General features: G+C 33.2%; 10 protein-coding genes and 1 riboswitch. Of the genes, 6 read left to right on the top strand and 4 right to left on the bottom strand.

The genetic code is table 11. From position 1 onward, the window contains the following. On the top strand, positions 1-708 hold a 708-nt coding region (locus V7056_RS14260), incomplete at its 5' end, for a M48 family metallopeptidase (protein WP_499702959.1). 148 nt (positions 709-856) lie between these two features. On the opposite strand, the gene pstA is transcribed toward V7056_RS14260, so the two are convergent. The 4 genes from pstA to V7056_RS14240 form a co-directional block, all read right to left on the bottom strand. Then, a complete protein-coding gene (gene pstA, locus V7056_RS14255) occupies positions 857-1,732 on the bottom strand; it encodes a phosphate ABC transporter permease PstA (RefSeq protein ID WP_499702957.1) in 876 nt (291 codons plus the stop codon). 2 nt (positions 1,733-1,734) lie between these two features. Beyond that, positions 1,735-2,661 (bottom strand): phosphate ABC transporter permease subunit PstC, encoded by a 927-nt coding sequence (gene pstC / locus V7056_RS14250; protein WP_499702956.1) that lies wholly within the window; start codon positions 2,659-2,661, stop codon positions 1,735-1,737. A gap of 69 nt (positions 2,662-2,730) precedes the next feature. Continuing rightward, positions 2,731-3,606 carry a phosphate ABC transporter substrate-binding protein gene (locus V7056_RS14245; RefSeq protein WP_499702954.1) on the bottom strand — a complete coding sequence of 292 codons (876 nt, stop codon included), beginning with the start codon at positions 3,604-3,606 and terminating at the stop codon, positions 2,731-2,733. A gap of 21 nt (positions 3,607-3,627) precedes the next feature. Next, positions 3,628-5,061 carry a hypothetical protein gene (locus tag V7056_RS14240; protein ID WP_499702952.1) on the bottom strand — a complete coding sequence of 478 codons (1,434 nt, stop codon included), beginning with the start codon at positions 5,059-5,061 and terminating at the stop codon, positions 3,628-3,630. A gap of 254 nt (positions 5,062-5,315) precedes the next feature. Between V7056_RS14240 and aceB the strand changes: the two genes are divergently transcribed. The 5 genes from aceB (at position 5,316) to V7056_RS14215 (ending at position 11,595) form a co-directional block, all read left to right on the top strand. Beyond that, complete coding sequence (aceB, locus tag V7056_RS14235) at positions 5,316-6,902, top strand: malate synthase A (RefSeq protein ID WP_499702950.1); 1,587 nt, start codon at positions 5,316-5,318, stop codon at positions 6,900-6,902. A gap of 19 nt (positions 6,903-6,921) precedes the next feature. Further along, a complete protein-coding gene (gene aceA / locus V7056_RS14230; protein ID WP_499702948.1) occupies positions 6,922-8,211 on the top strand; it encodes an isocitrate lyase in 1,290 nt (429 codons plus the stop codon). Between the two features lie 243 nt (positions 8,212-8,454). After that, on the top strand, positions 8,455-9,030 hold the full coding sequence (locus tag V7056_RS14225) for a competence protein ComK (RefSeq protein ID WP_087999935.1): 576 nt from the start codon (positions 8,455-8,457) through the stop codon (positions 9,028-9,030). A 425-nt stretch (positions 9,031-9,455) separates the two neighbouring features. Beyond that, a complete protein-coding gene (locus tag V7056_RS14220; protein WP_499702946.1) occupies positions 9,456-9,884 on the top strand; it encodes a GNAT family N-acetyltransferase in 429 nt (142 codons plus the stop codon). A gap of 239 nt (positions 9,885-10,123) precedes the next feature. Further along, positions 10,124-10,223, top strand: a riboswitch (purine riboswitch). Positions 10,224-10,281: 58 nt separating this feature from the next. Continuing rightward, positions 10,282-11,595 (top strand): amidohydrolase family protein, encoded by a 1,314-nt coding sequence (locus V7056_RS14215; protein WP_499702945.1) that lies wholly within the window; start codon positions 10,282-10,284, stop codon positions 11,593-11,595. Positions 11,596-11,889 lie beyond the last annotated feature (294 nt).

Below are 11,889 nucleotides of genomic sequence, written 5' to 3'. Positions count from 1 at the left end.
ATATTAAGTATTCCATTCACTATTTTTCTTACATTTATTCAACCAGTAATCATAGACCCTTTATATAATGATTTTTATCCATTAAAGGATAAGCAATTAGAAAAGAAAATCGTATCTTTAGCAAAAGAAGCAAATATACCAGCCCATAGAGTGTATGAAGTAAATATGTCGGCTAAAACAACTACATATAATGCGTATGTAACTGGAATTGGTAAAAACGCTAGAATCGTTCTATGGGATACTACATTAAAAGGGCTAACAGATGATGAAATCTTGTTTATCATGGCCCACGAAATGTCTCATTATGTTAATAAAGATATTTATAAAGCGATGTTTGGAACATTAGTTGGCAGCTTAGTCGGTTTATTTATCATAGATCGATTAATGAAATTTACCCTATCTAGGAATCGAGAATTCAATTCACCTGAAAAAATGATGGTTGTGTTAACGTTATTTTTATTATTTAGTGGAATAATTGGATTTATCTCGGAACCAATTTCGAATGCAGTTTCTAGACATGCCGAGAAAAAAGCAGATTTATATGCTGTTAAGCTGACAAATGATGCTGAAGCAGGCATCATTGCTTTTCAAAAATTATCAAAAAATAGTCTAACCCAAGTCAATCCACCATTTTTAGTAAAATTTTTCAGATATGATCATCCTACAATGCTAGAAAGAATGAAATATTTGGAGGAAGCTAAAAAATAATATAACGCTAAATTGAGTAATTGAATTTTTAGTGAAGACAAATAGCGAAAGTGTAATGATACTAGAACAAATCTAATAGTGATTAGTAAACAGAATAGCAGTTTAGAAAAAAACACTTGAGTATTTCCAAGTGTTTTTTCTAATTTATTTATTTTTTCTTAAACATAAATGGAAGGCGTAATACGATAGATAATAATAAAATGATCACAACAAGTAAAGCAGCTGATTGATCAGCAATTTTCATTGCATCCTCAACTAAAGCTTCAGATTGAATATACCAAAGCTGAACAGGAAGGGTAGCACCAGGACCAGTTAATGAAAAGTCCCACATTTTATCAGAGGCACTTGTACCACCCGCAAGTAGAATTACAGCGGATTCACCCAATGAACGACATGCAGTTAATGATATACCAGTGAATATTCCTTTTAATGCTGCCGGAAGAATGATTGTGATAATACAAGTTGCTTTTGATGCACCTAATGAATAAGATGCTTCGCGATAGCTTAGTGGTACATTACGAATTGATTCTTCAATAATTCTAGTTAGTGCTGGTAAATTTAAGAATGATAGCGTAATTGCAGCTCCAATAACAGTTAATCCAACATCAAACACTTCTACAAATAATACATAGCCGAATAAGCCGAAAATAATTGAAGGCACCGAAGCTAGTGCTTCAACACATGTACTAATCCAATCAGTTAATTTATTTTGTTTTGCATACTCTGCTAAATAAATACCTGCACCAAGTCCGATCGGAATGGATATAACAAGTGAAATGAGTAAAATATAAAATGTGTTAAAGAGAAAAGGACCTACCCCTCCACCAGCATCAATTTCCTCTGGTAATCCTACGAGAAAATGAAAATCAATTGTTGTTAATCCCTTGCTAAGAATCTTCATTAATAAGAATAGAATGATCGCAAAAGTAAAAATAGTAATCGATGATAAAAGGAATCTCATAACTTTATTTATTGCTCTGTTTTTCTTAATGCTTTTTTCAATATTGATAGGAGTCCTAGTCATCATCATGCTCCTTTTTTGCGTAAATTTCTTATGATAATAATTAGTAATAGTGAGATACATAATAAAATAAATGCCATCATATATAATGCGTAATTCCAAGTAGAGTCATAGGATACATTTAATATTTCCATTACGATATTACTTGTAAGGACAGAAGTTGGCATTGTTAATGATTTTGCGACTTGGGCAGTATTTCCAATAACCATGACTACAGCCATTGTTTCTCCGATTGCGCGTGCCATTCCAAGAATAATTGCAGTTGTGACGCCAGAACTAGAAGCTGGTATTAGAACTTTACAAATCATTTGGAAATGTGTACTTCCTAGTGCATAGCTTGCATCTTTTAAATCATTCGGGACGGCCATAAATGAATCTTCTGAGATTTTTACAACAGTTGGAATACACATCAGTGTTAAAACGAGTGATGCAGCTAGTAAACCACTACCTAAACCAGTATGAAAAGTGTCTCTAATTAATGGAATTAGTAAAGTTAAACCTATATAACCATACACAATGGAGGGAATTCCAACTAAAATATCTAAAGTTAATGACAAAAAGTTGCGAAGCCATACAGGCGCGAATTGGGTATTAAAAATCGCAATACTTAATGAGATTGGAACTGTAAATAATAAAGTTAATGCTGTTAAGCAGAGTGTACCGATAATGAAAGAACCAGCACCAAAGTGATTTTCATAAGGCTCCCATTTAAAAGATAAGAAAAATTCTTTGAATGAGACATCATGAAATACATGAATTCCGGTTTTCCCAATAAAATAAACAATTGTAAATAANNATAAAATAATTCCTAATATTAATGAACTACAAAAACAGGCTAATAGAAAAGAACGATTAAAAATAGTAGATTGAAATGTAGTTTTCTTTTGAGTTTGTCTGAAAACTTGAGATATTTCTACTTGTGGAATAGCCATGAATGTCCTCCTTTTCAAAAAACAAACCCCACAAATAGGGGGCTTGTTTTTTCTATTCTTCTTATTAAATTACTTCATCTCACTAACAGGAATAAATTTTAAGCTTTTAAGTGATTTGTTTTGGAATTTGCTGCTTTGCATAAATTTGATGAATTTCATATTAGCTTCTGAAACATTACTCTTTGTAATTAAATATCCGTAACCCCAAACTGGGTATTTTTTAGCTTTTACATTTTCAACAGTTGCTTTTACGCCATTATAACTTAATGCTTTTAACCCACTTGAAGGTGTAATATAAGCTAAATCAATATAGCCAATTCCATAATCGTCTCCAGCAACTTTAGATTTCATTAATCCACTACTTGAAACCTTTTCAACGTTTGAACCAGAATCTTTAATATCTTCACCTTTTAATGCTTTTTTCTCAAAGTTTACACGTGTACCTGAACCAACGCTTCTTGTGTAAACATTGATTTTTTTATCAGGACCCCCAACTTGTTTCCAATTCGTAATTTTACCTGTGTAAATATCTTGCAGCTCAGAAGTTGAAAGATCATTAACAGGATTATTTTTACTTACCACTGCTGCAAACGGAATAACCGCAATTTTGTAAGCTTTTAAATCAGAGAATGTAGGTAATCCAGTTACTTTTTCAGATGTCGCATCCCAGTCAGCTGCACCAATCGTTGCCGACCCTTTTTTAACCGCTTGTGGACCGGCGATTGAAGAAGAACCAGATACAGAAATTTTAATTTTTGGGTTTGATTTTTTAAATTCTTTAGAAGCTTGATTTGTTAAAGGAAGTAATGCAGTTGAACCAGCAATAACGATACGATTTTTATCAATTGCAGCTCCAACATTGTCTTTTGTAAAAGTATTACTTACACCAAATGCAAGAGCAGTAGTTAATACAGCGATAGATAGTTTTTTTGTCATCTTTTTCATTTTTAATTTCCCCTTTATTATTTACTTAGTAATGTAAAGTACGTTTCCGTTATTGACGAAAGCTGTTTTTTCTTCGCCATCATCTCCATAAGTGAAGGCTAGCTTAGTTGTAGAAGTTGCTGTAATTGAGTTGATTGTCTTATTTGTTTTAAAAATCGGTTTTAACAAGCCGCTTTCTGTTAACTCGAATACTTGATCACCTGAAGAGAACGATTGTACAAGTAAAACTTTTCCTTCCATTGTTTTTGTTAATAGATGAAATTGTTTTCCGTTAAATAGTGTCATCGTTTGGTTATTTAATGGGTTTTGAACAAACAGTTTTGTTAATGCATTTTCATCGTCCGTATTTTGAGATAAATAACTTATGAATCCACTAGGAAGAACTGTTGGATAAATTTTGTTATCAGGTGTATTTGTTAATTGCACAGCGGTTGATGTAGCGACTGATGTATCAATTGACCATAAATCTTGGCCAGCAGTTGAATCATCAATAACTGTCGTTTCACCTGTTTCAGGATCAACTGTAGAAGTCGCTGTTTTTGTAACAGAGTATACAAATTTTAACGGTGCTTCTGAAGCAATCACTAAATCTGATTTATTTTCTACTTTGTCAGCTACTAATATTTTAAACTCACCTGAAGCTAAATCTAATTGTGAGATGGTTGCATTTTTATCGCTTTCAATAAAGTAAATCTTCTTAGCATCAAAAGACCAAATTAAACCAGTTTTTGGTTCTACATTTTTCTCAAACTTAGTTACTTTAAATGTTTTTAAATCAATCGTGTTAATGATTCCCTCATCATCAACGAAAACAGCATTATTACCATTATTTGAAACAGTTAAGTCTTGGTATGGTAATGTCTTTTCAATTTTCAATGTAATTGGATTCAGAATATAAGATTGTAGAGTATCTTCTGTATCACCAGTTACTAATAGCTTTCCACCAGCTATAAATTGTGTTTCATATGTATCAGCTTGGATTAGTTTTGTTGAACTGATATATAACATTGAAGTATTTTCTGTTTTTACAACTTCTTTTCCAAAAATAGAAGCAAATACGTTGGCATCAGCAAATGGAACACCTTTATGATTTACGATTGATAGATTGAATTTTTTATTGTTTAACAGAGTTGAGTTTGTTTTAAAATTGAATTGTAAGCTTGTTTTTGTTTTACCGGAGACCAATTTATATTCAATGGAGTTCGTTTTCTTGTTGAGGTTAGATGTAATTTTTAAAGCTACGCTTAAATCTTTTAATGAATATAATACTTTGCTACCATGCTTGATCGTAGCAATATTTTTTAATGAACCGTCAACTGATATCTGTTTTTTTGCTGTTACATAATGTACTGATGATACTTTTGATGCAGCACTAACAGAATCATGAAGGGTTGGTATTACTTGGCTCGTTATGATTGTAGAAGCCACAACAAGAGCTGGAATTACTTTCTTCATTTTTTTTCCCCCTAGGAATTTAGTAATGTTTATTACAATGTTAATCCTACATTTGAAATGTTGAGGAAATATAAAGAAGTCAGAATGTTTTGTAAAAAACTGGTAAATAATTTGTGAACATTCTTTTTTTTCTGATTATTGTTGTCGAAAATTCTTTGGAAAAACTTTCTGAATTTAATATCCATTTTGAATTGTCTGTTATATAATAAATCAAGAAAGTAAAAACTGTTATATAACTGAAACGGAGGAAATGTATGACTACTGAGCTATCGGGAATTAAAGTACTTGGTAATCAAGTAGAGAGATCATCTGACATTTTGACGAATGAAGCATTAAGGTTTCTACAGGAGCTACATGAGCATTTTGAAAATCGTAGGCAACAATTACTTTTCAGTAGAAAAGAGAGAATGAATTTTTTACAAAACGGAGGGAAGCTTTGTTTTTTAGAGGAAACAAAGCATATTCGTGAAAGTGATTGGACAATTGCTCCATTACCTTCTGATTTACAGGACAGAAGAGTAGAGATTACAGGACCTGTCGATCGAAAAATGATTATTAACGCATTAAACTCAGATGCATTTGTGTTTATGGCTGATTTTGAAGATGCAACTTCTCCGACATGGGAGAATATCATTTCAGGTCAAATTAATTTAAGAGATGCTGTGAACAGAACAATATCACTTGAATCAAAAGGAAAAACTTATACTTTAAAAGAGAAGCCGGCTGTACTAATTGTCAGACCTAGAGGATGGCATTTAGATGAAAAACATATCACTGTTAATGGTGTTTCAATGTCTGGTAGTTTAGTTGATTTTGGACTTTATTTTTTCCATAACGCAAAGCAGTCAATTGCAAATGGATCTGGGCCATATTTTTATTTACCTAAAATGGAAAGTTATCTAGAGGCTCGACTTTGGAATGATGTGTTTGTATTTGCTCAGGATAAATTAAATATTCCAGGGGGAACGATTAAAGCAACTGTATTAATTGAAACGATTGCTGCATCGTTTGAAATGGAAGAGATTTTATATGAATTAAAAGAACATTCTGCGGGATTTAATTGTGGTAGATGGGACTATATTTTTAGTTTTATTAAAATGATGCGATATGACAAAACGATGATTCTTCCAGACCGATCTGTTGTCACGATGGAAGTTCCATTTATGCGCGCTTATTCGCAAAAAGTTATACAAACTTGTCATAAGAGAAATGCACCTGCAATTGGTGGAATGGCAGCGCAGATCCCAATTAAAGATGATGAAGAAAAAAATGAAATTGCATTTGAGAAAGTTAAGCGAGATAAAGAACGTGAAGCAAGAGACGGACATGATGGAACTTGGGTAGCACATCCTGGTCTTGTGCCAGTCGCACTAGAACAATTCAACCGCTATATGCCTACACCAAATCAAATTCACCGAAAACGTGAAGATGTAAAAGTAACTGAGGCGGATTTAGTCGAGCTACCAAGTGGGGGAATTACTGAACAAGGACTTCGAACGAATATAACAGTTGCCATTCAATACATTGAAGCCTGGTTAAGTGGTCGAGGTGCAGTACCACTTTACAATTTAATGGAAGATGCTGCAACTGCAGAAATCTCTCGTGCTCAGATTTGGCAATGGATTCGTCACGAAAAAGGTGTGTTAGAGGACGGTACAAACATAACACTTGAGTTTGTTGATTTGTTAAAACAGGAAGAAATGATGAAGCTAGAACTTGAGCTTGGCAAAGAACTTTTTGAACGGAAACAATTTAAAAAAGCAATTGAATTATTTGATGATCTAATTAGCAATGATGAGTTTGCAGATTTTCTAACATTAAAAGGATATGACAACCTATAATTCCAAGGAGGAAATGAAAATGACAAATAATCGTGAGAAACGTATTGCAGAATTACAAGAAAGCTGGGAATTTGACGCAAGATGGAATGGGATTACACGTCCATATTCAGCAGCAGAAGTCATTAAATTAAGAGGATCAATTGATATTGAGCATACTTTAGCAAGACGCGGTTCTGAAAAACTGTGGAAATTATTAAATGAAGAAAATTATGTAAACGCATTAGGAGCTTTAACTGGAAACCAAGCGATTCAACAAGTAAAAGCAGGTTTAAAGGCAATTTATTTAAGTGGCTGGCAAGTAGCTGCAGATGCAAATTTATCTGGTCAAATGTATCCAGACCAAAGTCTATATCCTGCAAACTCAGTTCCAGCGGTAGTAAAACGTATCAATCAAGCTTTCCAACGTGCGGATCAAATTCAATATGTCGAAGGTGGAGAAGAATTAGATTATTTTGCACCAATTGTTGCTGACGCAGAAGCTGGTTTTGGTGGACAATTAAATGTATTTGAATTAATGAAAGGTATGATCGAAGCAGGCGCAGCAGGTGTACATTTTGAAGACCAATTATCTTCAGAGAAAAAATGTGGCCATTTAGGCGGAAAAGTTCTATTACCGACTCAAACTGCAATTCGTAATTTAATTTCTGCTAGATTAGCAGCAGATGTTATGGGTGTTCCTACTATAATTGTTGCACGAACTGATGCTGATGCAGCAGACTTAATTACGAGTGATATCGATCCAGTTGATCAACAATTTATTACTGGAGATAGAACACCTGAAGGATTTTACCGGACGAGAGCGGGATTAGACCAAGCAATTGCTCGTGGTTTAGCTTATGCTCCTTACGCAGATTTAATTTGGTGTGAAACGTCAGAACCAAATTTAGAAGACGCTAAACGTTTTGCAGATGAAATTCATGCTCAATTCCCAGGTAAACTTTTAGCATATAATTGTTCACCTTCATTTAACTGGAAGAAGAAATTAGATGATGAAACGATTGAAACATTCCAACAGCAAATTGCTGAAATGGGTTATAAATTCCAATTCGTAACACTAGCAGGTTTCCATGCACTAAACTTCGGCATGTTTGAATTAGCTCGTAAGTACAAAGAAAGAGGAATGGGCGCATATTCAGAATTACAACAAGCAGAGTTTGCTAGTGAACAATTCGGTTACACTGCAACACGACACCAACGCGAAGTTGGAACTGGTTACTTTGATGAAGTTGCTCAAGTAATCTCGGGCGGAACTTCTTCAACGACTGCATTAAAAGGATCTACTGAAGAGGAACAATTTACAGAAAAATAATAAGTAAAAAAAGCCATTTGTTTCAGTATTAAGCTGAAATAAATGGTTTTTTTGTAATTAAACTTTAGTAAACTTCGACAATATTGTTAAAGGTTTCACAAAAAAGATTTTTACACTTTAAATTATGTTAATATACTTCTAGCAACCTAGTTTTTACATAATTTCTACTTAATAATAATGTAATCTTTTATTTATCGCATGAAGACACTACCATTTTAATGAATAAAAAGGAGGAATCAAAGAATGAATCATGTGAAAGGTAAGGTAAAAGTATTAACAGAGTACGAAATTAATAAATCGACTATGGCAATCATACCAGAGTATACAGTTGATTTAGCAGTTGTTTCTAAAATATATGAAACAGATGATAATTTCTATGTATTAATGAAACCAATCGAAATAATTGAAAGAAGCTGCGCTTATTTTGGCTCCAGCTACAAAGGTAGGCGGGAAGGTACCAAGCAAATGATATCAATTACACACAAGCCACCAATTGCCATAAGTGCTATGAATCAAATATTCTTTTTCCCCACTTCCTCATCACTAAAAATTGAATGTTCCTGGATTTCCTACAACCATGTCTCTAACTTCAAAGGTGGAAAATACAATCGTTCAATTGTCCAATTTTTTAATGGAGTAGAAATACCTCTAGAAATATCCCGCGGGTCGTTTGAAAATCAATTATACAGAACAGCACACTTAAGAGCCATCTATGAAGATCGTTTAAACCCTGAAAACATTCAACAAAAAACATATAAACTAATTCCAGACAAAGAGATCACTTCTTACTTAAAGGGCGAAATGATTCACGAAAAATAGTTTTTAATCTTTTGCAACAAGCAAGATTGAGAGAAAAATTATTTTTGATTAAATGCCAACATAGAAATAAAAGTAAAAAAATATCCCAAAGATTAAAGAACATTTGTTAGAAGCATACGTTTTAAAAATAAAATTTTGTTGAACTAACACAAACTTAGTAATAGTCCAAGAGTTGCTCAACTAAATTGGTGGGATCATTTTGATGGTATAAAGGATAATTATCTACATTTACTTATCATGTATACATTAAAAAGACTGGAATAAATTAAAGTATCAAATTTTAATTTATTAAACAAATGCTTTGGAGCTGATCATTCGGCTCCTTTTTTACTGTTTTTTAGGCGAAAAAATATGGATAATTATGGTAAAATTTAGAGGGGTAACATTTTTCTTTTTATATGAAATTGGATAGGGGAATAGTTGAAATGAATCTACCTATTACTAGAGATTTAAATGAAAATGATAAGTTATATATTAACAAGAGTTTGTATGAGTTTAATCTGAAACATTTTCCAAAAGATTTAAGAGGCAGATATCAAGAGGTTAATTTATTTCTTAAGGATGAAAATAATAAAGTACGTGGTGGGATTTTAAGTGAGATTTGCTGGAATTGGTTAGAAATTCATACTTTTATGATTGATGAAGATATTCGCAAAAATGGATATGGAACCGAATTATTAAATGAAATAGAACAAATTGCAATGGATAACAATTGTGATTTCATAAAGGTAGATACTTTGAGTTTCCAGGCTCTAGATTTTTATAAGAAATTCGGTTATCAAGTGAATGGAACCCTTGATAATGTTGGCAGAGATTATAAGCATTACTTCTTAAAGAAAGATCTATCAATTTAGGAGTACTTATGTAATAAAGCAATTGTTAGTTCTTAAAGGAATTTGATTTTCAGAATTTAACAATCTCTAAGAATAGTGTTCTATACATGACTACTAAGAGCTATCGTCCCTTGTTGGGAATGATCATGTACTTACTCCAATCACCTTAAAATGTTTTCTACAATAGACAGGATCAGCTAAATTAATCTGTTAAATTATAGAAAATATTGAACTTTGGTCTTAATTCATTTATGATAGGTTTTATAAATTCATAAAACGATTGTATAACCTCATTGATATGGTATGAGGGTCTCTACCAGGAACCGTAAAATCCTGATTACGAAAAAAAGTGTTTTTTAACATTTTTCTTCGTAATCAGGATTTTTTTTATTTTAACAAGATTTAGGAGGAATTTGAGATGAAAACAATATATATTAACGCTACTTTTTTTACAATGGATAAAGAAAATAGAATTTTTGCAAACGGTATGATGATTGTTCAAAATCAATCAATTATCTATATTGGTGAACGCAATGAAGAGGTACTTGTAGATGCAGATCAAGTAGTGGACCTTGCTGGTAAATGGGTGATGCCTGGTCTAGTGAACGCTCATTCGCATATATTAATGACTTTATTACGTGGTATCGGAGATGATATGCTACTAAAACCTTGGCTTGAAACAAAAATATGGCCAATCGAAAAGCAATTTACAACGGAAATTGCTTCTGTGAGTGCACAACTGGGCATTTTGGAGATGCTTAAGTCGGGAACGACTACATTCTCTGATATGTTTAATCCAAACGGTATAGATCCTAACGTTGTAATGGAGACCATTGCAGAAACAGGAATCCGTGGAGCATTTTCTTATTCAATTTTTAGTTTCGGCACGGAACAAGAACAGAAAATGAATTTATTAGGTGCTGAGCAGTTTTCTAAGGACTACAAAAAATTTGCTAATGGGCGACTAACAACAATGGTAGCACCTCATAGTCCTTATGCATGTAGCCCGGAAGCGCTTATTGAAAGTGCCCGAATTGCAAAGGAAAATGATTTAATGATACACATCCATGTATCAGAAACGGATGGTGAAATCTTAGACATTGAAACTCGTTATGGAAATCGACCTGTAGAGCACCTTCGTAAACTAGGTATCCTAGATCAACCAACAGTGATGGCTCATGGTGTGGTTCTTAACGATGAAGAGCGAGCAATATTAAAGCATTATGACGTACGAGTTGCTCACAATCCAATTAGTAATTTGAAACTAGGTTCTGGTATTGCTGATGTTGTTAGTCTTTTAGATGCTGGTATTAAAGTAGGCATTGCAACAGATAGCACAGCTTCCAATAACAATCTAGATATGTTCGAGGAAGTTAGAACTGCTGCATTACTGCAAAAAGGGATATATAAAGATGCAACTAAATTCTCTGCACAAACAGCATTAACCTTAGCTACTCGAGGTGGAGCTGAAGTAATAGGGATGGGATATACAGGCTCTCTTGAAGCAAATAAAAAGGCAGATTTTATTACAATTGATCCTTATAATAAAGAGCATTTACAACCAATAACTGCAGCATATTCACATTTACTTTATTCAGCACGAGGAAGTGATGTATGCGATGTATACATCAACGGAAAAACAATTGTAAAAGATGGTAAATGCTTAACGATTGATGAAGAAAAAGTGATTTACGAATCAAATCGCCTCATTAATAATATTACAACTAACTAAAATCAAGGGTACAATGTTCATCACCTATATCTTATCATTATTTTAATATCCAAAGGGATTGAATTAATGCAGTAATTACCTTAAGCAATTTCTAAAGACTGTCTAAATGAGACAGTCTTTTTCAGTTGGCGCAGCAATAAAAGAGAGGTTGTACAACATAAATTCGTAGTTAAGGAAAAGATTAGAACGGAAGAAAGCTCGCCTCCTATGGGAGATGTAGGAAGGTTGAGACCCCACAGGCGAAGCCGAGGAGGCTAACCAACTACCCCATGAAAAGCGAGCATCCTGGAGTGG

It is taken from the genome of Bacillus sp. JJ664 (assembly GCF_036962205.1).
Lineage (GTDB): Bacteria > Bacillota > Bacilli > Bacillales > Bacillaceae_G > Gottfriedia.
This window is presented reverse-complemented; position numbering and strand designations above follow the sequence as displayed.

Bases quoted from the DNA above. Each gene is read 5' to 3' on its own strand.
- pstA (WP_499702957.1), bottom strand. From the start codon at position 1,732: ATGACTAGGACTCCTATCAATATTGAAAAAAGCATTAAGAAAAACAGA.
- V7056_RS14245 (WP_499702954.1), bottom strand. From the start codon at position 3,606: ATGAAAAAGATGACAAAAAAACTATCTATCGCTGTATTAACTACTGCT.
- V7056_RS14240 (WP_499702952.1), bottom strand. From the start codon at position 5,061: ATGAAGAAAGTAATTCCAGCTCTTGTTGTGGCTTCTACAATCATAACG.
- aceB (WP_499702950.1), top strand. From the start codon at position 5,316: ATGACTACTGAGCTATCGGGAATTAAAGTACTTGGTAATCAAGTAGAG.
- aceA (WP_499702948.1), top strand. From the start codon at position 6,922: ATGACAAATAATCGTGAGAAACGTATTGCAGAATTACAAGAAAGCTGG.
- V7056_RS14225 (WP_087999935.1), top strand. From the start codon at position 8,455: ATGAATCATGTGAAAGGTAAGGTAAAAGTATTAACAGAGTACGAAATT.
- V7056_RS14220 (WP_499702946.1), top strand. From the start codon at position 9,456: ATGAATCTACCTATTACTAGAGATTTAAATGAAAATGATAAGTTATAT.
- V7056_RS14215 (WP_499702945.1), top strand. From the start codon at position 10,282: ATGAAAACAATATATATTAACGCTACTTTTTTTACAATGGATAAAGAA.